The sequence below is a fragment of the uncultured Corynebacterium sp. genome (assembly GCF_946998835.1).
GTDB lineage: Bacteria > Actinomycetota > Actinomycetes > Mycobacteriales > Mycobacteriaceae > Corynebacterium.
This window is the reverse complement of the sequence record NZ_CAMQAZ010000001.1, coordinates 17311-42242: the sequence shown is the minus strand read 5'-3', so window position 1 is coordinate 42242 and position 24932 is coordinate 17311. Positions and strand designations below refer to the sequence as shown.

General features: G+C 59.1%; 20 protein-coding genes. 8 read left to right on the top strand and 12 right to left on the bottom strand.

Annotated elements, in window-relative coordinates; translation table 11 throughout:
- The first annotated feature begins 51 nt into the window (after window positions 1-51).
- Complete coding sequence (locus Q0U90_RS00175; RefSeq protein ID WP_297449916.1) at window positions 52-1281, top strand: adenosine deaminase; 1230 nt, start codon at window positions 52-54, stop codon at window positions 1279-1281.
- Between the two features lie 33 nt (window positions 1282-1314).
- Here the strand turns inward: Q0U90_RS00175 and Q0U90_RS00170 are convergent, their stop codons facing one another.
- From Q0U90_RS00170 to Q0U90_RS00160, 3 genes are all read right to left on the bottom strand, one after another.
- On the bottom strand, window positions 1315-2556 hold the full coding sequence (locus tag Q0U90_RS00170; protein ID WP_297449914.1) for a hypothetical protein: 1242 nt from the start codon (window positions 2554-2556) through the stop codon (window positions 1315-1317).
- A 132-nt stretch (window positions 2557-2688) separates the two neighbouring features.
- A complete protein-coding gene (locus Q0U90_RS00165; protein WP_297450140.1) occupies window positions 2689-3699 on the bottom strand; it encodes a C40 family peptidase in 1011 nt (336 codons plus the stop codon).
- Window positions 3699-4007 carry a hypothetical protein gene (locus tag Q0U90_RS00160; protein ID WP_297449912.1) on the bottom strand — a complete coding sequence of 103 codons (309 nt, stop codon included), beginning with the start codon at window positions 4005-4007 and terminating at the stop codon, window positions 3699-3701. Before Q0U90_RS00160 ends, Q0U90_RS00165 begins: the two co-directional genes overlap by 1 nt.
- Between Q0U90_RS00160 and Q0U90_RS00155 the strand changes: the two genes are divergently transcribed.
- Window positions 4006-4191, top strand: coding sequence for a hypothetical protein (locus tag Q0U90_RS00155; protein ID WP_297449909.1), 186 nt, complete (start codon window positions 4006-4008; stop codon window positions 4189-4191). The two genes, Q0U90_RS00160 and Q0U90_RS00155, sit on opposite strands and share 2 nt — an antisense overlap.
- Before the next feature lie 190 nt (window positions 4192-4381).
- A complete protein-coding gene (gene upp / locus Q0U90_RS00150) occupies window positions 4382-5017 on the top strand; it encodes a uracil phosphoribosyltransferase (RefSeq protein WP_297449907.1) in 636 nt (211 codons plus the stop codon).
- 9 nt (window positions 5018-5026) lie between these two features.
- Here the strand turns inward: upp and Q0U90_RS00145 are convergent, their stop codons facing one another.
- Complete coding sequence (locus tag Q0U90_RS00145) at window positions 5027-5644, bottom strand: hypothetical protein (RefSeq protein ID WP_297449905.1); 618 nt, start codon at window positions 5642-5644, stop codon at window positions 5027-5029.
- 198 nt (window positions 5645-5842) lie between these two features.
- On the opposite strand from Q0U90_RS00145, the gene Q0U90_RS00140 reads away from it, so the two are divergent.
- Window positions 5843-7069 (top strand): M20 family metallopeptidase, encoded by a 1227-nt coding sequence (locus tag Q0U90_RS00140; protein ID WP_297449903.1) that lies wholly within the window; start codon window positions 5843-5845, stop codon window positions 7067-7069.
- A 74-nt stretch (window positions 7070-7143) separates the two neighbouring features.
- Window positions 7144-8553, top strand: a complete 1410-nt coding sequence (locus Q0U90_RS00135; RefSeq protein ID WP_297449901.1) for an NAD(P)H-quinone dehydrogenase — start codon at window positions 7144-7146, stop codon at window positions 8551-8553.
- Window positions 8554-8648: 95 nt separating this feature from the next.
- On the opposite strand, the gene Q0U90_RS00130 is transcribed toward Q0U90_RS00135, so the two are convergent.
- From Q0U90_RS00130 to Q0U90_RS00115, 4 genes are all read right to left on the bottom strand, one after another.
- Window positions 8649-8927, bottom strand: coding sequence for a mycoredoxin (locus Q0U90_RS00130; RefSeq protein ID WP_297449899.1), 279 nt, complete (start codon window positions 8925-8927; stop codon window positions 8649-8651).
- Window positions 8928-9052: 125 nt separating this feature from the next.
- Window positions 9053-9592 (bottom strand): dihydrofolate reductase, encoded by a 540-nt coding sequence (locus Q0U90_RS00125; protein ID WP_297449896.1) that lies wholly within the window; start codon window positions 9590-9592, stop codon window positions 9053-9055.
- Window positions 9593-9615: 23 nt separating this feature from the next.
- Window positions 9616-10452: a thymidylate synthase gene (locus Q0U90_RS00120; protein WP_297449894.1), complete on the bottom strand. Its 837-nt coding sequence runs from the start codon at window positions 10450-10452 to the stop codon at window positions 9616-9618.
- Window positions 10453-10468: 16 nt separating this feature from the next.
- Window positions 10469-11224, bottom strand: a complete 756-nt coding sequence (locus Q0U90_RS00115) for a 3'(2'),5'-bisphosphate nucleotidase CysQ (protein WP_297449892.1) — start codon at window positions 11222-11224, stop codon at window positions 10469-10471.
- Between the two features lie 171 nt (window positions 11225-11395).
- Between Q0U90_RS00115 and Q0U90_RS00110 the strand changes: the two genes are divergently transcribed.
- A complete protein-coding gene (locus Q0U90_RS00110) occupies window positions 11396-11809 on the top strand; it encodes a YccF domain-containing protein (protein ID WP_297449891.1) in 414 nt (137 codons plus the stop codon).
- Between the two features lie 102 nt (window positions 11810-11911).
- On the opposite strand, the gene pgi is transcribed toward Q0U90_RS00110, so the two are convergent.
- The 3 genes from pgi to Q0U90_RS00095 all read right to left on the bottom strand — a co-directional run bounded on the left by pgi (window position 11912) and on the right by Q0U90_RS00095 (window position 19685).
- Window positions 11912-13549, bottom strand: coding sequence for a glucose-6-phosphate isomerase (gene pgi, locus Q0U90_RS00105; protein WP_297449889.1), 1638 nt, complete (start codon window positions 13547-13549; stop codon window positions 11912-11914).
- Between the two features lie 142 nt (window positions 13550-13691).
- Window positions 13692-17267 (bottom strand): hypothetical protein, encoded by a 3576-nt coding sequence (locus Q0U90_RS00100; protein WP_297449887.1) that lies wholly within the window; start codon window positions 17265-17267, stop codon window positions 13692-13694.
- Window positions 17268-17309: 42 nt separating this feature from the next.
- On the bottom strand, window positions 17310-19685 hold the full coding sequence (locus Q0U90_RS00095) for an Ig-like domain repeat protein (RefSeq protein WP_297449885.1): 2376 nt from the start codon (window positions 19683-19685) through the stop codon (window positions 17310-17312).
- A 541-nt stretch (window positions 19686-20226) separates the two neighbouring features.
- Here Q0U90_RS00095 and Q0U90_RS00090 point away from each other — a divergent pair.
- The gene (locus tag Q0U90_RS00090) at window positions 20227-21708 is read left to right on the top strand and encodes an NAD-dependent succinate-semialdehyde dehydrogenase (RefSeq protein WP_297449883.1); all 1482 of its coding nucleotides are present in this window, start codon (window positions 20227-20229) and stop codon (window positions 21706-21708) included.
- A 24-nt stretch (window positions 21709-21732) separates the two neighbouring features.
- Here the strand turns inward: Q0U90_RS00090 and Q0U90_RS00085 are convergent, their stop codons facing one another.
- Complete coding sequence (locus Q0U90_RS00085; RefSeq protein ID WP_297449881.1) at window positions 21733-22107, bottom strand: chorismate mutase; 375 nt, start codon at window positions 22105-22107, stop codon at window positions 21733-21735.
- A 65-nt stretch (window positions 22108-22172) separates the two neighbouring features.
- Between Q0U90_RS00085 and Q0U90_RS00080 the strand changes: the two genes are divergently transcribed.
- A complete protein-coding gene (locus tag Q0U90_RS00080; protein WP_297449878.1) occupies window positions 22173-24860 on the top strand; it encodes a UvrD-helicase domain-containing protein in 2688 nt (895 codons plus the stop codon).
- Window positions 24861-24932: the final 72 nt, after the last annotated feature.

The window sequence follows — 24932 nt, the reverse complement described above, 5'->3', positions numbered from 1 at the left end:
CGGCGGCAGTGAAGTAGAAGCGGAGGGCACAGTACCGATAGTCTGGCCATTATGACTAATTCTTCGCACAGTGATGCTCAGTCTCTGGACGCACAGTCTTCGGCATCGAATCTCGCTGAGATGCGCAAGGTTGTCGCCAGCCTGCCCAAGGTACTGCTTCACGATCACCTCGATGGTGGTCTGCGCCCGCAGACCGTTATCGACCTGGCCGCGGACTGCGGTTACACCGATCAGCTGCCGACCACCGATGTGGATGAACTAGAACAGTGGTTCATTGACACCGGCAACTCCGGCTCGTTGCCGAGCTACCTCACCGCTTTCGCACACACCTGTGCTGTCATGCAGACCGCTGAGTCGCTGACGCGCGTAGCCCGAGAGGCTGTCGAGGATCTGGCTGCCGACAATGTCGTCTACGCTGAGCTGCGTCTGGCCCCGGAAAATCATCTGGAAAAGGGCCTGGATATGCAGGGTGTTGTTGACGCTCTGGTCGAGGGCCTGGCGCAGGGTGAGGCCCACGCTGCCGCCGAGGGCAAGCACATCACCGCGCGCCTGCTCATCTGCGCAATGCGCCAGAATGACAACTCGAAGGAAGTCGCACAGCTGGTTATCGACAACTACGGGAAGAACTCCGACGGCTACGTTGTCGGTTTCGACATCGCGGGTCCGGAAAACGGCTTCCCGCCGGCCAACCATGCTGAGGCTTTTACCATGCTGCGGGAAAGCCTCATTCCAGTGACCATTCACGCAGGTGAAGACGCTGGTGTCGATTCGTTGCAGGACGCTGTCGTGCAGGGTGCTCGCCGTCTCGGCCACGGTGTGCGCATCTACGAAGACTTTGGCGCATCCCTTGAGGGCATCGAGTGCCAGGAGGTAGCCTCCGCTATTCGTGACCGCCAGATTCCGCTGGAAATCTGCCCGACCTCCAACGTTCAGACTGGTGTCTGTGACAGCGTTGCGGATCACCCGTTCTCGCTTCTCGACGATATGAGTTTCGCCTGTACGGTCAACACGGATAACCGCCTGATTGGCGCAACCTCCATGACCAGGGAGTGCATGGAGCTGGTGGAGAACTTCGGCTACGGCTACAGCGAGTTGTTCGAACTGACCTCCAACGCGCTCAACAACGCATTCGTGGATTTGCCGACCCGCGAGCACATCATGGACACCATCATTTACCCCGCTTATCTGCAGCTCATTGACAACGATGACGAGGACATTGACACCGATGTCAGCGGGGAAGACTTCGGTGCCGACGATGAGCTGAGCCTGACGCTGGACTAAGCCAGCGCCGCTCAGCGTACTGGGGGAGGGGAGTTAAATCTTGGTCGTGAACCGAGCGGCCAAATCCTTCTCCAGCTGCCTCCAGCCCTCGGCTTCTTCGTCGTAAGGTGGAACTGGTTCGGACATCTCACCGGTATCCAGCAGGAAGTTCAACAGCCACTGCAGCTGCTGGTTGCCCGCCAGTACTTCGTTTACAGCATCGTCGCCAGCCCAGTCAGCAGCGTCGGCGAGCAGCTCGTAGGCCCGTGCGAGCTGGGCAGTATCTACGGCGTTGGGACCCTTTTCGATGTCCTCGGCCAGACCGGTGAACGAGTACTCGTTGTCCTCGTGCACCACAGCCTCCAGTTCTCCGGCGTTGGCGGCAGTGATGATTTCATCCCACGTCGTCAGAGTAGACATGTCATGATGCTTGTGCTCCAGCAGCCAACGCACCATCGTGCGCGGCTGTGAGAACGTGTGAATCTCGCCGGCGCTTCCCAGGAACAGCGGACGACGACCCATGTAACAGCGCAGCGTGTAGAGCGTGCGACCAGCAATCGAAATCTTAATCGGGTCGATGCCCGCATTGGCCCACACCGTCTGATCGTACGGATCGCCGGCGTTTTCTTCTGCAGCCTTCTTTTCCTCTTCGCGCTTCTGCTCCGCCGCTTCACGGCGCTCGCGTTCCGCGGCCTCCGCGTCCTTCAATGCGGCAGCAGCAGTGGTTTCGGCCTTTTCATCGATGCTTGGAGTATTTTCGCCGAGGCCATCGAGAGCGTCGATGCAACTATCCCAATTGGTAAGAATGACATTGCCGATAGCTGACCACTGAGCCGCGCCGCTGCCCCGGAAGTGGTCAGCACCGTTCTGCGTGGCAGCCAGGACTGAGTGAGAGGCAAACATCTGATTGATTGGGCTGAGGTCAGCAATCGCACCAATCGAACGGGTGATAGCAAGAATGCGATCTGCGCGGGACACGTGGTCGTAGTCAGCTTGACCGGCCAGAATTTCCGGCAGCCCAATCAAGTCATAACGGTGGCGTGGTGCCGTGATAGCTGCAGCCGGCAGCTGCTGGTTAAAGTTGCGCCAGCTGGGATGCTGCTCGAAGTCGTGAGGGGCATCTGACTGTAGGAAAGCTAGCAGTTTTGCCGCAGATGGGAACAGGTAGATCTCATCTCCGCGGCCGAGCAGGGCCTGCCATTCGGAGCCACCTTCACGCCAGCTCGGAGCCCACAACGTGTAAAAGGTGCCTGAAGTCAGCTCGAGTTCGATAGGAACGATGCCTTTCCTGGCCATAGTTTTCGTCGCAGCCCTTCTGCTTGTCGGTGATTATTAAAACTAAAAAGTTGTCATACTCGCAGCTACCCCGTGGGCGGCAAGTTTGCGTATTCCTATCTTAGAAGTTTTACGACTCAGATACCCACAGCACTATCCCGTCGGGCGGTAGAAACCCTTAAACGGCATACCAATGTTGGTGGTTCGCACCGGATTGACCTGCACTGGATCGCCAGCTTCGACCATCTTGCCGTCGCCGACAACCATGGCAACATGGCCATCCCACACTGCAAGGTCGCCGGGCAAAAGTTCATCCTGGCCCACCTGCCTGCCGATGGCCTGCGCTTCGGCGGTACGGGGAATATCGACACCAGCTTGCCCATAAGCCCAATGAGTCAAGCCCGAGCAGTCGAGTGCTTGCCCCGGAGTGCTGCCGCCCCAACCATAGGGCGTGCCGACGGCGCTGAGGGCAGCCTTCACCGCGGCCTGGGCCTCTGGTGTCGGTGCACCAGAACCTGCATCCGCTGCTACCGGGACACTGCTTGAATCGGTTGATGCTGCTGAATCACCCGCGGTACCGGTAGAAGCGAGTGCTGCGTGAGCTGTTGCTGGAGCCTCCAACTGCGCCGGCCGCGGTGGGGCGGGAGTTCCCACTGTGGTGCAGGCTTGTCGCATGAGCGACTGCGCCAGAGGGCTCAGCTCTTTTTCCAATCTCTTTAGCCGCTCAATGGCCTGCGAGATGGCGGAACTGGCAGCTGCAACCAAGCTGGCACCCGCGGCCGCAAAGCCCGCAGGGCCTGCGGCAGTAGCGGTCAACGAGCGCATAGCCGACGTGACGAAGTCTGCGGCAATCCGGGCCAGGTCAGCAGCCGCGGACATCACTGCGTCCAGCCCGCTAGCAATATCCCTGTCAATCGTTCCGGCGCGTGTTTCCAAATCTGCGGCCGCTTGCGCGGCCCGTTTGAGGCTCGCGCCTGCAGCGCCGGAACCAGCTCCCATGCCATCGACCCAGTTGCGCTCAACAGAATTCGCGACCGAATGCCAGGCAGTACTAGCCGCCGGGATGGCTGCGGTAGCAAGTCCTGCCAGTGCAGGAGCGATGGCAGGGCTCAGCTGTTGCGCGATTGTGCTGGGCACCTCAGTCAATAGGGCGGTGGGAAGCATCACACACCACCAGTTCCGCGATCTACAGCAGTGCCTGTCTCCGGTGAAATGGCCTGTAGTGCATGTGTGCTGGCATCTTCAGCAGAGGACACCGCGTAGACCAGATCGGTCAATGCTCGAGCGGCGCTGGCACCATATGCGTTTAGCTCGGTCACGTGCTCGCGCTGGCGTTGTAGAGCGGTGGCCGCAGCCTGACAGAAGGGGCCGACAAACGGGACGTCGACAAGCGGGGTTAGCGCGCCGATATCCAAGTCGGTGCCGTTGGCCTGTTGCGACAATGCGTCAAGCTGCGTGGCGTTTGCGGACATGAGCTCTGGTACCAGCGTGAACGTTGAGGCATCGCTGCTGGTGGCAGGGGAAAGAAACGACGGGTTGTGGATGCTGTGTGGTGATGGACGTAGCAAGATTGACGGCCTCTCTGAGAAATTCGCGGAGGATGCCGAACGCAGCACTGCAGACAGAACGACTAACTGGGGCGCGGACGACGGCTGAGATAGCAAATGGACTTAGCGATGACTCGATCTACATGAACCGGACGCAATAAAAAGCCCTCGTATTGTTAGGCGCGAAAAAGGCCGATTCGGTTCCATTTTGATTCGGGTCCATTTTTATGAAACTCATTTGAGCGCATTGACAGGTTGACACCGCAGCGGCAAAAGCAAACCAATGTATTTTGGAAGGCATGGAGATTACCGTTGTCAACCATCCCTTGGCACAGTCACGTTTGACCATTCTGCGCGACGAGCGCACCGATAACGCGGGCTTCCGTGCGGCGTTGGCCGACCTGGGCGCAATGCTGATTTATGAGGCAAGTCGTCAGCTGCCTGTCGATAACTTCGATGTTCAGACCCCGATTACTACTGCGCCGGGTTACCGTCTGCAGGACCCACCGATTATCGTTCCCGTCATCCGCGCGGGACTCGGCATGATTGACCCATCGCTGTCGATGATTCCGGATGCGCAGGTGGGATTCATTGGCTTGGCGCGCGATGAGGAAACCCATCAGCCAGTGCCGTACCTCGAGGCACTGCCGGAGGACCTGTCCGGGCGTACTGTCTTCCTGGTCGACCCGATGCTGGCAACCGGTGGTTCACTGCTGCACGCGTTGAAGTTGCTCGTGGATCGCGGCGCGGACAACATCACTGCAGTCTGCATCATCTCTGCGCAGCAAGGCGTCGATGCCTTGAAGGAGTCGGGTTTGCCAGTGCGCCTTGTTACCACCGTGGTGGACCCGGACCTCAATGAAGATGCCTACATCGTTCCAGGTCTGGGAGATGCGGGTGACCGCCTCTACGGCCCCCGCAACATTGATCTTTAAGTTGACCTCTTAAGCAGTACCCCAGGCCTCTGCCGCGTACTTCTTGATGATCACGTTGTCCTTGGTCACAAGAAGTCCGTCAGGGGACATCTGGTACTTGTACGAGCCGTTGCGCGCCACGATGCGGTCGCCCTCGTCGACGATGATTTCCATCGATCCGGAACCCTGTGGCGTGTCTGAGCGGTAGTACTTCTCGCCCGAGCGTGTCTCACAGGCAGCGGCCTTGATGCTCTGTTCAGTGGCAATCACGGCAAATGCGCGGTCGCCACTGTCGCAGCGTGCAGAGCTGCGCACAAAACCCAGTCCGTCCAAGTCGGAGCGTCCGGTACCGAAATCCTGTCCCGCTGAAGTCGACGTCGGCTCGGAACTCGTCGTAGTGGATGGCGTAGAAGTGGTGCTCGACGTGCTTGACGACGTCTCGGAGGATTTCGACGTAGTCGTTGACGGGGAAGGGGACTGCGTTGACTTGGATGTAGTTCCCTGCGAGGCGGAGGGTACCTCCGGCTGCTTGGGGGCATTGTTGATGTTCAGCGACAGGCCGATGGCGATGCCGATGACGACCACGAGCGCTGTGGCCACAATGATGATGGAAATGCGCAGAGACTTGGGTGTGCCATTGCCGGACATGACTTTTATCATCGCAAACTTCGCCCGAATGTGAAACACCTGATAGCTGCAGTGGCCAATGGGGAAGATGTGACCTCGGTTTGTTCGCGCACCACCAGTGCTGAGGCACACACAGTTGTCGGCTGCTGCTGGCGCTGGCGCAGCCGTCGTTAGGCCTCTTGTTACGGCCTATTCGGAGAGTGCTTACACTTGAGAGTTGTGATTGAGGAGTTTATTAAGCACTGGTGGGCCGAGCACGCGAACGAGATTATCGAGTGGCGGCGGCATCTTCATGCGCACCCGGAGCTATCCCACATGGAGCATGCCACCACGGCCTTCGTGGAGGAGAAGCTGCGTGCCGCGGGGCTGAAACCGGTGCTATTTCCCAATACTGGCCTGATGGTCGATATTGGTGAGGTTGAACTCGCAGACAGCGAAGCGGGCGGTGAACGCCCGGGGCGCCTCGCCTTTCGCGGTGACATAGACGCGCTGCCAATTACGGAGACCACCGGGCTGGAGTTTGCCAGCACGAACGACGGTGTCATGCATGCCTGTGGGCACGATTTTCACACCACGATTACGCTTGCAACGGCGTTGGCGATGGCTGAGTACCACGAAAAGCACACACTGCCGACTCCTCTGCGTTTCATCTTCCAACCAGCTGAGGAAGTCATGGTCGGCGGCGCGCCCGAAGTTATCGCGGCCGGCGCGCTTGACGGAGTGGAGCGTATCTTCGCAGTCCACTGTGAGCCGAAACTGCGCGTCGGTCACGTTGGCGTGCGCACAGGTGCCATCACCTCCGCGGCGGACACGCTGGAGATTCAGGTGCACGGTCCCGGTGGACATACTTCACGTCCACAGATGACAGCCGATGTTGTCTATGCGCTGGGCAAATTGATTGTCGATCTGCCCGGTCTGCTGTCCCGACGCGTCGACCCGCGCACTGGCACCGTGCTCACTTTTGGCTCCGTTCACTCCGGCTATGCGCACAACGCGATCCCGTCGGAAGGCAGCGTCAGCGGCACCCTGCGCACCGCAGACATCACAACCTGGCGTGCCATCGATCCGCTCGTGCGCGAACTCATTGAACAGGTCCTCGCCCCAACAGGTGCCGAATGCACCATCAATTACGAACGCGGCGTGCCGCCCGTGCTTAACGACGAATACTGCACCGCCCTAATTGCGGAAGCGGTGCGACGAGTTGATGAGAATGCTGTCATCCAGGCTCCGCAGTCGTCCGGCGGCGAAGACTTCGGCTGGTATCTCGAGCACGTCCCGGGTGCAATGGCTCGTTTGGGCTGCTGGTCAGGACGCGGAGACAAGCATGATCTACACCGAGATGACCTGATTGTGGACGAGCGCTGCCTGGGCGTTGGTGTGAAACTCTTCGCCGGCATCGTCGCCCGCTATGAAGACGGCGCGCAGTCAACCATGGCTGTCCGTTAGACTATGGGGCAAAGCGGGGAAAATGCCTCCCGCGATAGTTACATTGTGATATTTGCGGCAACTTTGGAGGATTTGTGGCACAGAGGATCGTAATCATTGGCGGCGGCCCAGCCGGCTACGAGGCAGCCTTGGTTGGCGCCAAGTACGGTGCTGAAGTCACTGTGGTTGAGGATGCCGGTATGGGCGGTTCTTCCGTCCTGTGGGATTGCGTTCCCTCTAAGGCCTTCATCGCGGCGACCGGTGTTCGTACTGATATGCGCCGAGCGGACGAGATGGGTCTGCGCCCGGACTTCTCTCAGCGAAAGATCGACTTCACTGCGGTCAACGAGCGCGTTAAGCGTCTGGCGCAGCAGCAGTCCGACGATGTTCGCGCCCAGATGGAGCGCGAAGGTATCAAGATGCTGCAGGGCCGCGGTCGTCTCGATGACCACGACCCGGGCCGTGTGACTCACTACGTCACTGTTGATCTGCTAGAGGGCGGCGAGGTCACTCTGGAAGCTGACCTGGTGTTGGTATCCACCGGTGCCTCCCCGCGAATTCTACCGGGCGCTATCCCGGATGGTGAGCGTATTTTGACCTGGCGTCAGGTCTACGAACTGGAGGAGCTGCCCGAGCACCTCATCGTCGTCGGTTCTGGCGTGACCGGTGCTGAGTTCGTGTCTTCGTTCACCGAGCTGGGTGTGAAGGTCACCATGGTCGCTTCCCGTGATCGCATTCTGCCGCACGAGGATGCCGACGCTGCAGATGCCCTGGAGGAGGTCCTGCTGGAGCGCGGCGTGGACGTGGTCAAGAACGCTCGTTGTGACCTTGTCGAGCGCACTGAGGACGGCGGCGTCCGCGTTGTCACTTCCGACGGCCGTGAGGTCTTCGGCTCCCACGCGTTGATGACCGTCGGCTCGATTCCGAACACCGCTGACCTCGGCCTGGATGCCTGCGGCGTGGAAACTACCCCGTCGGGTCACATTCACGTTGACCGTGTCTCGCGCACCAACGTACCGGGCATCTACGCGGCCGGTGACTGCACCGACCTGTTTCCGCTGGCCTCTGTCGCAGCTATGCAGGGCCGTATTGCGATGTACCACGCACTTGGTGAAGGCGTATCGCCGATTCGGCTGCGCACCGTCTCCTCTGCAGTGTTCACCCGCCCAGAGATTGCAACCGTCGGCGTCTCCCAGGCACAGATTGAGTCCGGGGAGGTTTCCGCACGCGTGGAGGTATTCCCGCTGGCAGGTAACCCGCGTGCGAAGATGCGTTCGCTGCGCCACGGCTTCGTCAAGCTGTTCTGCCGCAAGAACTCCGGCATGATTATCGGCGGCGTGGTGGTCGCTCCGACCGCCTCTGAGCTGATTCTGCCGATTGCAGTGTGTGTCTCCAATCAGCTCACGGTCGATGATCTGGCCAGCTCCTTCTCCGTCTACCCGTCGCTGTCCGGCTCTATTACTGAGGCCGCTCGTCAGCTGATGGCACACGACGATCTGGAGTAGTGCTGGATGTACGACTAGTGGGATGACTGGTCGCACGTGAACATAAAGAGCCGAGTCCCGAAAGTGGGGCTCGGCTTTTCTACTTACTTGGTTTCTTACTTGTCAGACAGCTCAGCGTACTTTGCAGTGACTTCCTCAACCGACGGGTTCGTGGCATGCTCACCGTCGGAGTACAGCACGGTCGGAACAACGCGGTTACCGTCATTGACGGACTCAACCCACTTCGACAGGTCCTCGTGCTTTTCGACATCCCAGGCCTCAAACGGAGTGCCGTTTTCCTTCAGGCCAGCAATCAGGTTCTGGCAGAAAGGGCACCAGGCCGCAGCGTAAATGGTTACATGTTCGGTGGTCTGTGGAGTCTTCACATCAGTCATACCCAATTCAACGCGAAGCCCAGGGGCGATATTCCATTGCGGTATTCCATTGTGTAATATCGCACCATCAACAGCTCCTCCTCGGATACTCGCCAGAAATCCGGCAGGGACTATTTACAGGGCAGCTAGTCCTCGCGACGCCGCCACGTGCAGAAGCGGTAGCGCAGGCCGGTCGTTGATGTCTGCCACGGGCCATCCTCAACACGAACCCAGTCGTAGAGATCCGGGGCCATGACAGGTACCGGAACACTGACATCCGTATCAATGTCGGTGACCACGCATTCGTCGGCAAGCGAAAGTGCGTCCCGATAGACGCGCCCGCCTCCGATAACCCACGCCGCGGGCTCATCAGCGACGGCCGCGAGTGCAGCTTCGAGACTGGTTGCGGATTCGGCTCCGGGGAAATCGGACATGGAGCGCGACAGGACGATATTGCGACGGCCGGGGAGCGGACGGAACTTGGGATTTAGCGAATCCCACGTGCGACGCCCCATGATGACCGGCGCACCCATCGTGGTTGTTTTGAAGTGCTGCAGATCTTCGGGCAAATGCCAGGGCATGGTGGCGCCGTCGCCGATAATGCCGGCTCGGGACTGTGCCCAAATCATCCCCACAAAAGCTGGCCTTGAGCTGGTGGAAGCAGTGGACGCACTCGACGCACTCATGTCGACACTCACCTTTCGCTGACTTAGACGGCCACCTGACCGCGAATGAGAGGATGAGGGTCGTAGCCGATGACTTCGATGTCGTCGTAAGCGTAGTCGAAAATGCTGTCAGCCTTCCGCAGCTGCAGCGTGGGGTAGGGGCGCGGCTCACGGGAAACCTGGAGCTCGCACTGCTCAATGTGGTTGTCGTAAATGTGGCAATCGCCGCCAGTCCAGATGAACTCGCCGACATCCAAGCCCGCTTGCTGCGCCATCATGTGCGTCAGCAGCGCGTAGGAGGCGATGTTAAACGGCACGCCCAAGAACATGTCCGCACTGCGCTGGTAGAGCTGACAGCTGAGCTTGCCATCGGCGACGTAGAACTGGAACAGCAGATGGCATGGAGGCAGCGCCATGTTGGAAATCTCAGAGACATTCCACGCGCTGACGATATTTCGGCGGCTATCCGGGTTGGACTTCAGGGTCTCCAGGGCCTGCGCAATCTGGTCGATGTGGTGCCCGTCCGGAGTGGGCCAGGAGCGCCACTGCACGCCATAGACCGGACCGAGGTCACCGTTGTCGTCTGCCCACTCGTCCCAAATAGTCACGCCGTTATCCTGCAGCCAGCGGACGTTCGAATCGCCGCGCAGGAACCACAGCAGCTCGTACACGATGGACTTCAGATGGACCTTCTTGGTGGTAATCAGCGGAAAGCCCTCGCTCAAATCAAAGCGCAACTGGCGGCCGAACACCGAGCGAGTGCCCGTGCCAGTACGGTCGGATTTAGCGGCTCCGTCAGCGAGGATTTCGCGCAACAAATCCTCGTACGGAGTTTTGATGCCCTGATTGTCGTGCGTCGTGGTGTCAGTGGAGTCGGTCATAGCCGCTCTAGCTTACCTATTTCTGTTCTTGATCCTTGAATTCCTTCACTGCTGCCAGAATTTCCTCCGACATATCGGGGCGGCAGAACAGCATATCCGGCAGGAACGTGTCGACGTTGTTGTACGTCGGCTCAGAACCATCCAGGCGACTGATGTGCAGGCCTGCTGCCTTCGCAACACCCACCGGCGCTGCCGAGTCCCACTCGTACTGGCCGCCGTCGTGGATGTACGCGTCATAGTCACCGAGCAGCACGTGCATTGCCTTTGCGCCGGCGGAGCCCATCTCTACCAGCTCTATGTCCAGCTTTTCAGCGACATACTTCGCCACAGCCGGTGGACGCGTGCGGGAAACAACAATCTTGCCCGCGCGCGGTCCCTGCACGGCCTTAGCCTCGCTGGTGTGGAAAACCTGGCCGAGATCCGGCAGACCAACAGCCGCGTGCGTCGGCTGGCCGTCCTCTACCAGTGCGACGTGAACTGCCCAGTCCTGACGACCCGAAGCGAACTCGCGAGTGCCATCGAGCGGGTCGATGATCCACACGCGCTTGGAATCCAGGCGTTCGCGGTTATCGGCGGCTTCTTCCGACAGCAGCCCGTCGTTGGGGCGGTGCTGCTCCAACACGCGGGCAATCCACTCCTGCGCCAGTGCGTCGCCGGCATCTCCCAGAATGCGGCCACGCAGCAGGCCTACGTTGCGGACGCCTTTGAGAATTTCACTGGCACCCACGGCAAGTCGATAGGCAAGAACATCATCTTCAATGTAGGCAGACATGTCTTAAATACTATTAGCTTTTTCTCGCCCTCGCTTTACGACGGGATGCCGCGCCCCATCCTCACTGCAGTCGGGGTGGGCCCATGTGCTTTGTGCGCGTCTTTGAGCGGACATTAGTTGAGCTGTGTTGACACCACATGCTGATTGCGCGGGCTGACTACACTCGGTGGCATGAAGACTTTGCTGAATATCATTTGGCTGTTGTTCGGTGGCCTGTGGCTTGCTCTGGGCTACATTTTCTTCGGCATTCTTGCTTGTATCTTGATTGTCACCATTCCTGCTGGCGTGGCCTCGTTCCGCATGGCTTCTTATGCACTGTGGCCGTTTGGGCGTTCTGTGGTGGAGCGTTCCGATCGGGGCGCGGTCGGTGCCGTCAGCGCCGGTGTGATGAATGTAATCTGGTTCCTTATCGCTGGCCTGTGGCTGGCCATCGGCCACATCGCGACGGCAGCCGCGCAGGCCGTCACCATTGTGGGCATTCCGCTGGCGGTGGCCAACGTCAAGATGATTCCGGTGACGTGCTTCCCATTCGGCAAGGAGATTGTCAAGGGCTACCGCGCTGACGGCTACGCGGTGAAGGTTTAGGCCTGATACGAATAACAAAAGTCCGCCCTCAGCGAGAATCATTTCAATCCGTTCAAGCCGAGGGCGGACTTTTAGCTATCTAGGCCAATTGGGCAGAAGACGTTAGCGCTTGTCGCGGTACCACGTCAGCAGCGCATCGGTGGAGGCGTCGCCCGAATCCGGTGCCACTTCACCGGTGACCGCAGGCAGCAGGTCACCGGCCTGCTGCTTACCCAGCTCCACGCCCCACTGGTCGAAGGAGTTCAGGCCCCAGACAATGCCCTCGACGAAAGTGATGTGCTCGTACAGCGCAATCAGCGCACCGACAGCGTCCGGAGTCAGTTCCTCGGCCATGATGGTCGTGGTCGGGCGGTTACCCGGCATGACCTTGTGCTCTACGAGCTCCTCGGCAACGCCCTCTGCGCGGATTTCCTCTGCGGTTTTACCGAAGGCCAGCACCTTGGTCTGTGCGAAGAAGTTACTCATCAGCAGATCGTGCATGGAACCTTCGCCAGATGCCGTCGGCAGGTCCTGGCGGGGGCGAGCAAAGCCGATGAAGTCAGCCGGAACCAGGCGGGTGCCCTGGTGGAGGAGCTGGAAGAAAGCGTGCTGGCCGTTCGTTCCCGGCTCACCCCAGAAGATTTCTCCAGTGTTGTAGTCCACCCTCTTGCCGTCGGTACGCACGGACTTGCCGTTCGATTCCATGGTGAGCTGCTGCAGGTATGCCGGGAAGCGGGAGAGGTCCTCGGAGTAGGGCAGCACGGCATGCGACTGAGCGTCGAGGAAGTTGGAGTACCAGACGTTCAGCATGCCCATCAGCACCGGCACGTTCTGCTCCAACGGGGTGGTGAGGAAGTGCTCATCCATTGCGCGGAAGCCCTGCAGGAAGCGCATGAAGTCCATTGGGCCGACTACGGCCATAATCGACAGGCCGATGGCAGAGTCGACGGAGTAGCGACCACCGACCCAATCCCAGAAACCAAACATGTTCTCGGTGTCGATGCCGAACTCGGCGACCTTCTCGGCATTGGTGGAAACGGCGACGAAGTGCTTGGCGACGGCATCTTCGCTACCCAGCTGCTGAATCAGCCAGCGGCGAGCTGCGTGAGCGTTGGAGAGCGTCTCCTGCGTGGTGAAAGTCTTGGAAGCGACGATGAACAGCGTCGACTCTGGATCGACCTCATCCAGAACTGCCTGCAGGTCGGACGGGTCAACGTTGGAGACAAAGCGGGCATCAATACCGGCGGTGGCGTAGGTGCGCAGTGCCTTGGTCACCATTGCCGGGCCCAAGTCGGAGCCACCGATGCCGATGTTGACCACAGTCTTAATGGTGTGGCCCGTGTAGCCCAGCCAGTCTCCACTGCGCAGGCTGCGAGCGAAGTCGCGCATGCGGCCGAGGACTTCATGCACGTCAGCCGCGACGTCCTGATCGCCGACGGTCAGATTTTCCTCTGCTGGCAGGCGCAGTGCGGTGTGCAGGACGGAGCGGTTCTCGGTGGAGTTAATTTTGTCGCCGCGGAACATCTTCTCGCGTGCTTCCTCGATGCCAGCGGTGCGAGCGAGGTCAACCAGCTCGGCGAAACCGTCGAGGCACATTAAGTTCTTGGAGAGATCAACGTGGAGAGTGCCCGCATCGAAAGTCAGCTTCTCAGCGCGGCCCTCTTCATTGGCGAAGAGCTCACGCAGCGAGGTAGCGCGGACATTGTCCACGCGCTTAGCTAGCTGAGCCCACTGTTCGGTTGCGGTGATATCTACGGTCATTCCTGCTCCCTTATTCGACTTTTCGAAGCACTTATACGCACCAGCTTAGTTGCCTTTTGTGACTTGCGCCGGAGACGAAGAACCCCCTCCTGCAAGACGCGATGTGCGCTGCGAGGAGGGGGAACTGGCCAGCTAGTTGTGCTTAGCTGTCATCGTTCTTGCGGCGGATAGCCATCAAAGCGATGCCGATGATGACTGCCACTGCTGCGATGCCAAGCATCGACGCTACGGCGGTTACACCGGTCTTGGCCAGGCTGCCGTACGAAGACTTTGCAGATTCGGACTTAGCGTTAGATTCTGCGTTGGACTGCGACTTCGAAGAGCTGCTGGACGACATCCCACTGCCATTGCCTGTGCTAGAGCTGCTGCTGGATCCGTTCGATGACCCTGCAACAGACGGCTGAGATGCCGAGGACTGGCCCTTACCGTCATTGTCGCCCGGCTTATCGGTACCTGGCTTATCGGTGCCCGGCTTGTCGCCGCCTGGGGTGTCGGTACCCGGCTTGTCGGTACCTGGCTTATCGGTGCCTGGGGTGTCGGTGCCCGGCTTATCGGTGCCTGGCTTGTCGGTACCTGGCTTATCGGTACCTGGCTTATCGGTGCCTGGGGTGTCGGTGCCCGGCTTGTCGGTACCTGGCTTGTCCGTGCCCGGCTTATCGGTGCCTGGGGTGTCGGTGCCCGGCTTGTCGGTACCTGGCTTGTCCGTGCCCGGCTTATCGTCGCCTGGGGTAACCGGAGGGCACTCTTCGATGCCATCGGTGCGCCAGGTCCACTCTGTGACCGCATCATCGCTGAAGGCATAACCATCGCGAGGCTTAGCGGTGACCTTTACCTCCTCCGGTCCATTGAATCCATACTCGTGCTTGCCGGCATCGACAGCCTTACCGTTAATTTCGTATTCGACTCCGTCGGTTTCTGGAATCTCTACGAAGGCGGGTTCACCACATCGCTGTGGATCAGCCGCGGATGGGTCTACCCAGGTTGGGGCCGGGATATCGATGACGGTCGGGTCTTCCGATGTACCTGGTTCCTCAGCGTCAGTCGGGTCCTCAGGGGTGCCCGGGTTCTCCGGCTCGGCGACCGGTGGCTCATTCGGATCTGGCTGAGGTACCTCAGGGTCGGCCGGATCCTCAGGGGTGCCTGGTTGGTCCGGGTTGTCCGGCGTGCCTGGTTCCTCAGGAGCGTCCGGGGCCTCGGGGTCGGCCGGATTCTCAGGGGTGTCCGGCTCCTCCGGTGTTTCTGGTTGCTCAGCTGGAACCTCGCGCTTGCTCAGCTTCGCGGTACCTTCGCTAGCAGAGTGGAGCTTCTCGTCGACTTCCTGCTCTTCTACGACAGCCTTGATTGTGTGATCGTCGTTGGACAGCGTCACATCGCTAAGTGTGGCCACACCGTTTTCGTCGGTGGTAGCAGTTCCCAGGGTGTTTTCGCCGTTGAAGAACTCGACCTTGATTCCAGCAGGGGCGGGGTTGCCCTCAGCATCGGTGACCGTAGCCGAGATGTCTGCCGGGTTATCACCCTCAACTGGTGTTTCGTCGGACCACTCGGCAGAGACTGCGGTCTTAGTGTCGTGGGCCTTCTTTGCCAGGTTGAAGGTGAACGAGGACTCGGAAGGCTCGATGCCGACCTGGTTCTGGGCATTGTTTACACCCAGGTACTTTGCGACAACGACCTGCTCGCCCGACTTGTCTGCGAAGTCGTACTTAATTGCGGCCACACCGTTGTCGGCGTCGGAAAGCGTGTGCTCGCCAATCTTTTCTTCGCCGATGTAGAACTCGACTTGGCCGGTCTTTACTGGCTGTCGGTTAACGCTCTGCGAATCGGAATGGGTGACGGTGACCTTCAGGTCGGTCTCGTCGCCGATGGTGACATCTGTCTTGGTGGCGGAGTCCCAGGTGGTGTCGGACTTGTCGGAGACAGTGATGCGGACCTCGTCAGCAGTGACGTTGACCGGGGCACTAGTCGATGGCAGCGCAGTCGCGGAGCCTAGGAAGCGTGCCTCGATGCGGCTGGCGCCCGGTGCGAAGGGGCGGCTGATGGTGAAGGTCCCGTCGCCGTTGTTGTTGCCTTCGCCCATGTTGAGGCCCTCTGAGAAGTCCTCGTTGTAGACCCAGAACTCAACCTTCGCGTCGTCACCGATTGGCCTGTCATCGGCGACATCCACGCGGGCGGTGATGTCCTTGAATCCTGTGCCCATGTTCTCGCCTTCAGCAGGGGAGGTGATGGTGGTGGTGGATTCGCGCTGGTTGTACTTGACGTTAATGGTCTTCGCGCCGGAAGCTGCCGCGGGCCAAGTTCGATTACCGGCGTTGGCATCGACAATCTCAGCAACTTCGGCAGTGATTTCGACTGGCGCTTCGGAAGCTGCGTCGAACGTGTAGTTCAGAGTGGCGTTGCCCTCCTCGTCGACCTCTGCCTGACCGATTTCCTCACCGTTGGCCTTGAAAACGACAACCGGCGTGGTGCCCTCCGGCAGCGGGCGACCATCGACGGTGTAGGTCGCCGTCAGAGGTACCTCGACGCCCGGCTCGACGCTTTCGGGAACCTCACCAAGGGTGACGGTGGTCTTGTTCTCCGCAGTTACGGTGACGGACTTCTCGTCGCTTTCCGACGATAGAACCTTGAAACCATTCGGAGTCGTGTATTCGGCAACGACAGCGCGGAAGAAAACTTCGCCGTCCACGTCGTCAATCTCAACGGTGGTCCGAGCCAAGTTGCCGTCGATGGTCACTGGATCGCCAATATTGGTCCACTGTCCATCAGCGGTGCGGGACTGGAACTGCACGGTCGCATCATTGGGAAGCGGTGAATCGTCCTTCTGACGGGTGGCGCGTGCTTCCAGACTGACGGGGAGCTTGCTGTTCTCATTTGGTGTGGTCGAGGTTAGATTGGCCTGATTCAAAGAGACCTGGGAGACAATGTCGGACTTCACCACATTGACCTTGAGCAGCTCAGCGCCAGCTGCGCCGGCGTTGACGTAAACCGCATCGTTCTTCCAGGTGCCATCTTCCGCGAAGGACATGGTGTTTTCGATGTTCGTATCGTTCTTGGGGCCTGCAGGCTGGCCTGCGCCGCGCAGGCCAAAGACGATGGAGCCAGTTTCAGCCGGAGCTTGAAGGGTGAAGGTCACCTTTGGCAGCTGGAACGGAGTGTTCGCAGGTACCGACAGTCCCGCCTTGGGGTCATTGTTGTGCCAGCTGGGGCCATTATTGACTGTCTGGTGGTTCGTCGAGGTAATGCGTGCGTATGCGCCGCTTGCGCTTGGGTTGCCATCCTTATCCACCCGAATGACCGTGTAGGCAGTGGTGGAGCTGCGACCGATGGTGCCAAATCCGCTGCCGTCGGAAGCGGTCATGCTGGTGATGGCCGCATTCGCCGGAAGAGCAATGTCGTACTTGATACGACCAATCTGCTCGCGTTTTGTGCTCAAAGCACCCGGCTGGATGGTGACCTCGAAGGTTTCGCCTGCCTCAACGTTTTCCGGGTAGGAAACCGATACTGATCCGAAGTTACTGAGATCCGTATCGAGTTTTCCGCCCCAGACAGTCGTGGCGGGAGCACCGGTGTTAACAGTTTTTGAGATAGGCGAAGCTGGGGAGGACTGCTCCTGAGCCTGTGCCTGCGGAGCGAACGGAGAACCGGTTGTAGCCGGAGCCAGGACTAGAGCGCTGGCTGTCGCAACTGCGAGCACAGTTGCAGGAATGCGCTTGGAAAATCGCATTGTGTCAACTCTTTTCTGTATCAGCGTCTACTACTGTGTCGCTTAGTTGGAGATATTGCTGGGATCAACTTCAACGTTTCGGACGTTGACCTCGACGTTCTTCGAACCCTTCAGTACGCTGTTAGTGTCGAAGAACTGCAGAGTCACGACATGCTTACCCGCGTCGAAGATGTCCATAATCCACTTGGCCTTGCCGCCGACGACGCTGATTTCAGCGTCCTCGCCGTTGAGCTGGGCAGGCTTGCCGTCGACAAGCACCTTCAGCGTGCCGAACACACCCTTGCCGTCGGCATCTGCGACGGTGACATTTGCCGTCTTACCCTCGACCTTGCCGAGAACGATGTCACCCTGAAGGGCCTCACCCGGGGTGATGACTACGTCGTTGATCTCCTCGGGGATAGTCGGAGCTTCGTCACCTGGAGTGTCGTCGCCTTGGTTGTCGCCCGGCTCACCCGACTCGCCCGGTTCACCAGGCTCTTCCGGCATGACTTCGCCCGGATCCGTGACAGTGATGTCTGCGGAGTTGGAGGCATCGGTGAACTTCTTGGCATCGGTTGGGGTGAAGGTGAACGTCAGCCTCTTAGCACCGGTCTCGGTGAAGGTCAGTGGCAGCGTAGCGGTGCCGTTGACGACCTCAGCCTCGACCTTCTTACCTTCCACCATCGTCGATACCGTGCCCGTGGCGTTATCTGGGGTAACGGTCACAGTTGCATCGACCGGCTTACCCTTTTCAATCGACCCCGGAAGAGCGACATTGAGGGAAACACTAGCCTGGGGGTCTACCTTCTCTGCAACGGTCAGGGTGGTCTCTGCGGTAGCGGCACTCTGGGTGCGGTCGACAGGAGCGTAGTTGGCGGTAATGACCAACTCGCCCGCAGTTTCAGGAGTCAGTTCGAGAACAGCCTTGTTGTCCTGTACCTCGACCTTGTTTTCTGCGCCGTCGTATGTAAAGGTCACTTCGCCCTTGGCCTCAGTAGTGCCTTCCGACGGAGTGATATGGGCAACCACAGTTGCTGGCTGACCGACGGTGGCCTCACCCTCTGCAGTCAGAGCCATGGTCGTGTGGGCCGCGGCCTCAATAGTGACGTTCTTCGTCGCAGTTGCAGTCTTGAACGGAGAACCGGTTGCAGGCTTGAACACTGCCTTCAATTCGGAGGCGCCAGTTGCATCACCAATGGGCAGTGACGCAGTTGCTTCACCGTTGGTGACCTTTTGGCTGACGACGGAGCCGTCGCCAAGCGAAAACTCGACGGTGCCCTCAGCGTTGGCATCGACCTTTGCGGTGACATCGACGGTACCATCGGCGGCGTTGACGGTGTCAGGAGCCTGCAGCTGCAGGCCTGCGTCCTGGCCTTCGACGGTGATGTCCTGCTGACCCGAGGAAGCGTTGAACTTCGCGGCATCGGCTGGAGTGAAGGTTGCGGTGACCGGGTGGGTGCCGGCCTCCGGGAAGGTCATCTGGGTTGTGGCCTTGCCGTTTTCCACCTCAATTGCGGCGGAGGTCATGGAACCGGACTTAAACACGACGGTGCCGGTTGCTTCAGCAGGGGAGACGGTGGCGGTCAGTTCGGTGGGCTTGCCCGCTGTGGCCTCCGGGGCAGTCAGGGCAACAGAGGTGTCCTGTGCCGGCTTTTGGTCTTCGGCCTCAATTGAAATCAAGCGGGATGCGCGCTCATCGAGTGGTGCGTCTGCCGCAGTACGTGGAGAACAACGAGCAGTTACATTCGGCTTGAATACCGAAACCTTGACCGATGCACCGAGGGTCAGGAAGTTCTGGTCATTGTTGTGAGAGCCAGCTTGGCCCTTGGTGCGGACACCGAAATCCAGGTTGCCAGGAGCGGTGGCCGTTGCTTTGAGCGTGATTGTAGGGAATGAAAGCTCGAGAGTTTTCCCGGAAGGACGGTAGCTGACACCGCCGGGGGCAGACTTTGAGTTTGGACCATTTCCAATGGTGGCGTTATCTGCACTTGTCAGACGGATGAATTCACCGTTGGGATCGACGTTTCCGCTGTCGTTCACCTTTAGAGCCTTGATGCCCTTCAAGTTTGCATTGGATTCGTCAATTGAGGTGGTGACGTTAGTCAGGTTCGGAGGAAGCTGCAGATCGAGCTTTAGCCGCCAAGCCTCTGTAATGGTGGCTCCCATAGGAAGGCCTGACAGATCAGCTTTGACGGGATCAATCGAAAACGTAGTTTCGAACTCTTCGCCGACCGTGACTTTTTCTGGCGCCTCGACATTGATGTTGACATCGCCCACGCTGAAGTCGGTACTACCGATAAGGGGGATGTCACTCGCAGTACAGGTCACCGACATGGTTGCTGTCTTGTTTGCAGCCATGGCTTGTGGCAGAACGACGGCACCGCTAATCAGTAGCACGCCTGCCGAGGCCACTGACGCAATCTTCTTATTTATGCGCATGCAATTTCCTTGCTGAGAAATCGTCGATGGGGTCGCCATCCGCAGGCAGCCAGCTTCTTCATCGGGGTCTGGGTGTCTATTTAGTTACCCCTAGAAGTAGTTATGCTTATGGATATATTGCGAACTCGTGAACGATTGGTGAACTAGGTTGATGCCGACGTCAGGATAGGTCCAGTTGTCATATGGCGATTGTTACCATATCGCAATAAAGCACACTGTGCGCTCGGCTAAGTTTGTCTGACCAGGAAAAACGCTTGAGGTGAACACTGGTGTAACACCTTCAATTGCCACTTTAGGGTTAACTTTGTTGAGGGCTTTCTCGGGGTTTTGAGTATGGAAAAAGAACTAACATCCCCCAATATGGAGGTGTTGTAAAGCGGTGAAAGGGGTGGGAAAGGAGGGGTAATTTTGTTTTATAAGTCCAAGTTTTTGGCGGCTAATCTCGTTCGCTTACTCCTTTTGGCTATTGCTTCCTAGATATGAAGGAGTGCCGATGGGAATAGTTCTGACGAGATTCGCCTCCACGCCTACCCTGGAAAATATGACTGATTTCACTCCTGATTACGACAACATCCTCAAAGATGTCCCCACAGGTCTTCTCCTCGGCGGCGAGTTCCGCGCTGCGTCGAACGGTGAGACCTTCGACGTCATTAACCCCGCCACCGACAAACCACTGGTCAAGGTCGCTTCTGCCACTGAAGAGGACGCGAAGCAGGCGCTTGACGACGCCGTCGCAGCCCAGGCGGAGTGGAAGGCAATCCCGCCCCGCAAACGCAGCGAAATCCTTTACCGCGCTTTTGAGCTCATTCGCCGCGACGCAGACAAGCTGACCCAGCTGCAGTCCCTGGAGATGGGACGCGCACTACCGGATTCCAAGGGCGAAGTTTCTTACGGCGGTGAGTTCTTCCGCTGGTTCGCCGAGGAAGCCGTGCGTATCTCCGGTGATTACCGAATCTCCCCGAACGGAACCTCGCGAGTCGCGGTTATTAACCAGCCGGTCGGTCCGGTGCTAGCTATTACGCCGTGGAACTTCCCGCTGGCTATGGGTACACGCAAGATCGCTCCAGCCCTCGCCGCAGGTTGCCCAATCATCATTAAGCCCGCGTCCAAGACCCCGCTGACCATGCTCTACCTCGGCAAGCTGCTTGTCGAAGCCGGCGTCCCCGCAGGTGTCGTCTCCGTCCTGCCGACGGGGCACTCGTCCAATGTCTCGGCCCTGCTATCCGATGATCGCCTGCGCAAATTCACTTTCACCGGCTCCACCGAAGTCGGCCAGATGCTCGCAGCCAAGGCTGCGGAGACCTCGATGAAGGTCTCCCTTGAGCTCGGAGGCAACGCGCCGTTTGTCATTCTCTCCGACGGCGACGTCGATAAGGCCGTGCAGGCAGTTAGCGACGGCAAGCTCCGCAATGGCGGCCAGGTATGTATCGCCCCGAACCGCTTCATTGTTCATGAATCCAAGAAGGATGCGTTCGTCGAGGGCGTCGTCAAGCGTTTTGCGGAACTGAAGTTGGGCGAGGGTACCGATCGTGCCACGGATCTTGGCCCACTCGCGCTGCGCGATCAGCAGGAAAAGGTCCGTGACCTAGTCGACGATGCGGTCAAGCGCGGTGCGAAGGTTGAGTGTGGCGGCAAGATTCCGGATCTCGGAGGCGTGCTTTCCGACGGCTACTTCTTCGAACCCACAGTTCTGACCGATGTGCCCGAGGATGCGGATATTGTCCGCGAAGAGATTTTCGGTCCGGTGGTTGCAGTGACAACCTTCACGGACGATGAGCACGCGATTGAGCAGGCAAATGACACGATCTTTGGTCTGGCTGCGTATGTGTTCAGCGAGAACCTGACTAAGGCGCTCGGTGCGGCGGAGGCATTGGAGTCCGGCATGGTTGCGGTCAATAAGGGCTCGCTGTCGGACCCGTCGGCGCCGTTCGGCGGTGTCAAGCAGTCCGGTCTTGGCCGTGAGGGCGGCTTTACCGGTATCAATGAGTTTCTCGAGGAAAAGCTGATTTCCTTGGAAGGCTAGCTGGATACGCAGCTGATGGGGGAGCTAGCCCAGGCGGCCGCGCCCCATGCGCAATAGAGCCGACGCGATTGCCGGTCCCTCTGGGCCAAGTGCGTCGCGGAACTCGTTGATAATCTGCACCTCTCGGCCGTGCACGAGCCGCGTGCCACCAGATCCCAGGCGGGTTTTGCCGACGGCCTTGCTGATTGCGGTGCGGCGCTGAATAGCATCGATAATCAGCCCGTCGAGGCGGTTGATTTCCTTGCGGTACTGTTCGATTTCCGCAGAGCTCAATGGGTCATCTGTGCCGGTGGGGGTGCGGACCTCGAAAGGGGACACCGCCGCAGCTTGCTGGCTGCGCTCAGCGCCGTCGGAGGTGTCGGTGTGTGCGGTGGGAGTGTCCGCCGGGTTTTCGCTCATAGTTCTTATTGTGCCAAAGGATTCGAACAGTCCAATCCGGGGGCTCGGCTACTGTAGTAGCCATCATGGGAAATGAAACTGGAATGCTGTTCGGGTCCTTCAATGCTGACGATGGTCATGGTGGCGACAATCATGGCGGTGACAATCGTGCTGGCACTGGCCATGGTGGGTTTGGCAACTTCGCCGGAGCTGGTAGCAATAGCTCGCCCGGTGGTGCCGCCGGTTTTGGCGGGCCGGGTGCAGGCTATGGTGGCGGTTTCGGGCCCAGTTTTGATCCAGAGCCGTTGCTGGAGGGGTTGAATCCACAGCAGCGCCAGGCAGTGGAACATATTGGGTCGCCACTGTTGATTGTGGCTGGTGCCGGTTCAGGTAAGACGGCTGTGCTGACGCGCAGAATCGCATACCTGATTGGTGCGCGTGGAGTGCTGCCGAGTCAGATCTTGGCCATCACCTTTACTAATAAGGCTGCAGCTGAAATGCGCGAGCGCGTGGCGGGCCTAGTCGGTGACCAAGCGCGGCGTATGTGGGTCTCCACGTTCCACTCCATGTGTGTGCGCATCCTGCGCATGCAGCACGCGCTCGTGCCGGGGCTTAATTCCAATTTCTCTATTTATGATTCGGATGACTCCCGACGGCTGCTGTCCATGATTGCCAAAGACATGGACTTGGACACTAAGAAGTTCACCGGCCGGGTGCTCTCTTCGCGTATTTCTAATCTCAAGAATGAATTGATCGACCCGGAGAAGGCCATCGCGGACGCGTCGACGACGCGCAATCCTTTTGATGATGTTGTTGCACGGGTCTACCTGGAGTATCAAGCCAGACTGCGGGCGGCCAATGCCGTGGATTTCGACGACCTGATTGGTGAGGTTGTCCGGATTTTCACCAAGCATCCACAGGTTGCGGAGTACTACCGCCGCCGCTTCCGGCATGTGTTGGTGGACGAGTACCAGGACACCAACCACGCGCAGTATGTTCTGGTCTCGGCGCTCGTCGGCAAGCCTGGCGGAGATGTGCCCCCGAGCGAGCTGTGTGTGGTGGGTGATTCGGATCAGTCCATTTATGCCTTCCGTGGTGCGACTATTCGCAATATTGAGGAGTTTGAGACGGACTATCCGGAGGCCACGTCGATTCTGCTGGAGCAGAACTACCGTTCCACGCAGACGATTCTGTCGGCGGCCAATGCGTTGATTGCGCGCAATGAGAATCGCCGGGAGAAGAAGCTGTGGACCGACCTCGGTGAGGGCGGCAAGATTAAGGGATACGTGGCGGACAACGAGCACGATGAGGCTCGGTTTATTGCCAATGAGATTGAGCAATTGGTCGACTATGGGCCGTACTCGTACTCGGATGTGGCGATTTTCTACCGCACCAATAATTCCTCCCGTGCGTTAGAGGATGTCTTCATTCGCATGGGTGTGCCGTACACGGTGGTTGGTGGTACGAGGTTCTATGAGCGCAAGGAAGTACGCGATATCGTCGCGTACCTGCGGGTGATTGAGAACTTCGACGATGATGTTTCGCTTCGCCGCATTATCAATACGCCGCGGCGCGGAATTGGTGACCGCGCGGTTGCCCATGTGTCGCTCTACGCCGAAGATGAGCGTTGCTCTTTTGGCGCCGCCTTGCGTGCGGTAGCTGAGGGCAAGGTGCCAGCGGTGGCAGCGCGGAGTCGAAAGGCGATGGCGGCATTCGTCGAGATGATTGATGGCCTGGCAGCGGATATGGCATCCGGCGACTTGGCTGATATCGGTGACTTGGTCAACGCGATTATTGATCGCAGCGGGTATAAGTCGGAGCTCGAGCGCTCCAATGATCCGCAAGATGCCACCCGTCTGGATAACCTCAATGAGCTTGTCAGCGTTGCACGGGAGTTTTCTGCGGAGGCACGGATGATGTCGTCGGTGGATATCAGCGCTGATGTGCACGAAGATGAAGAGACTGCTTCTGGAGCGGATGCTGGCGGCGTGTCCGAGGTGGAATCTGGGATTGCCACCGAGCTCGCACGCGATTTCACAGCTGACTTCGACAACGATGGGGAGGCGGAGCCGGGAAGCCTGCAGGCATTCCTCGAGCGAGTCTCGCTGGTGGCGGACGCGGACCAAATCCCAGATGATGACACCGGTGTCGTGACGCTGATGACCCTGCACACAGCCAAGGGCCTGGAGTTCCCGGTCGTATTCCTCATCGGCTGGGAAGACGGGCTATTCCCGCACCTGCGTGCGCTGGGCGACCCGAAGGAACTAGCCGAAGAGCGGCGCCTGGCCTATGTCGGTATCACTCGTGCTCGCAAGCAGCTGTACCTCACGCGCGCAGTGACCCGTTCCTCGTGGGGCTCGCCACAGAACAATCCGCCCTCCCGCTTCCTGGGCGAGGTGCCAAGCGATCTAATCGACTGGCTGCGTGATGCTCCGGCTCGCAGCTGGGGCGCAGATTCTGGAGGTTATGGCTCCGGTGGCTACGGCGCGGGAAGCGCCTTTGGCCGTGGCCGAGGTTCCTCGTCTGGCTTCGGCTCTAGCTCGGGCTTTGGCACAGGTTCGGGTGGGTCGACCAGCTCGGGTACGTCATCCCGGAAGAAGAATCAGGTCCTCCACTTAGAGCCCGGTGACAAGGTTGTTCACGACAAGTACGGCTTGGGTACGGTGCTGGAAGTCCAGGGGGTCGCACCCCGCGCAACTGCGATGATTGACTTTGGCTCCGCAGGTAAGGTCCGCATGATGCTAATCGGCGGCGTGCCCATGGAGAAGCTGTAAAAGAATATGGACACACGTGGGCTGGCCGGGCTGGCCGAGGTGGCCGGAAGGGGAGCGACTAATCCGCGCACC

What these genes read in the sequence shown, in the direction of transcription:
- Q0U90_RS00175 (WP_297449916.1), top strand. Translation starts at nt 52, where the DNA reads ATGACTAATTCTTCGCACAGTGATGCTCAGTCTCTGGACGCACAGTCT.
- Q0U90_RS00170 (WP_297449914.1), bottom strand. Translation starts at nt 2,556, where the DNA reads ATGGCCAGGAAAGGCATCGTTCCTATCGAACTCGAGCTGACTTCAGGC.
- Q0U90_RS00165 (WP_297450140.1), bottom strand. Translation starts at nt 3,699, where the DNA reads ATGCTTCCCACCGCCCTATTGACTGAGGTGCCCAGCACAATCGCGCAA.
- Q0U90_RS00155 (WP_297449909.1), top strand. Translation starts at nt 4,006, where the DNA reads ATGAGCTCTGGTACCAGCGTGAACGTTGAGGCATCGCTGCTGGTGGCA.
- Q0U90_RS00160 (WP_297449912.1), bottom strand. Translation starts at nt 4,007, where the DNA reads ATGTCCGCAAACGCCACGCAGCTTGACGCATTGTCGCAACAGGCCAAC.
- upp (WP_297449907.1), top strand. Translation starts at nt 4,382, where the DNA reads ATGGAGATTACCGTTGTCAACCATCCCTTGGCACAGTCACGTTTGACC.
- Q0U90_RS00145 (WP_297449905.1), bottom strand. Translation starts at nt 5,644, where the DNA reads ATGTCCGGCAATGGCACACCCAAGTCTCTGCGCATTTCCATCATCATT.
- Q0U90_RS00130 (WP_297449899.1), bottom strand. Translation starts at nt 8,927, where the DNA reads ATGACTGATGTGAAGACTCCACAGACCACCGAACATGTAACCATTTAC.
- Q0U90_RS00125 (WP_297449896.1), bottom strand. Translation starts at nt 9,592, where the DNA reads ATGAGTGCGTCGAGTGCGTCCACTGCTTCCACCAGCTCAAGGCCAGCT.
- Q0U90_RS00120 (WP_297449894.1), bottom strand. Translation starts at nt 10,452, where the DNA reads ATGACCGACTCCACTGACACCACGACGCACGACAATCAGGGCATCAAA.
- Q0U90_RS00115 (WP_297449892.1), bottom strand. Translation starts at nt 11,224, where the DNA reads ATGTCTGCCTACATTGAAGATGATGTTCTTGCCTATCGACTTGCCGTG.
- Q0U90_RS00110 (WP_297449891.1), top strand. Translation starts at nt 11,396, where the DNA reads ATGAAGACTTTGCTGAATATCATTTGGCTGTTGTTCGGTGGCCTGTGG.
- pgi (WP_297449889.1), bottom strand. Translation starts at nt 13,549, where the DNA reads ATGACCGTAGATATCACCGCAACCGAACAGTGGGCTCAGCTAGCTAAG.
- Q0U90_RS00100 (WP_297449887.1), bottom strand. Translation starts at nt 17,267, where the DNA reads ATGCGATTTTCCAAGCGCATTCCTGCAACTGTGCTCGCAGTTGCGACA.
- Q0U90_RS00095 (WP_297449885.1), bottom strand. Translation starts at nt 19,685, where the DNA reads ATGCGCATAAATAAGAAGATTGCGTCAGTGGCCTCGGCAGGCGTGCTA.
- Q0U90_RS00090 (WP_297449883.1), top strand. Translation starts at nt 20,227, where the DNA reads ATGACTGATTTCACTCCTGATTACGACAACATCCTCAAAGATGTCCCC.
- Q0U90_RS00085 (WP_297449881.1), bottom strand. Translation starts at nt 22,107, where the DNA reads ATGAGCGAAAACCCGGCGGACACTCCCACCGCACACACCGACACCTCC.
- Q0U90_RS00080 (WP_297449878.1), top strand. Translation starts at nt 22,173, where the DNA reads ATGGGAAATGAAACTGGAATGCTGTTCGGGTCCTTCAATGCTGACGAT.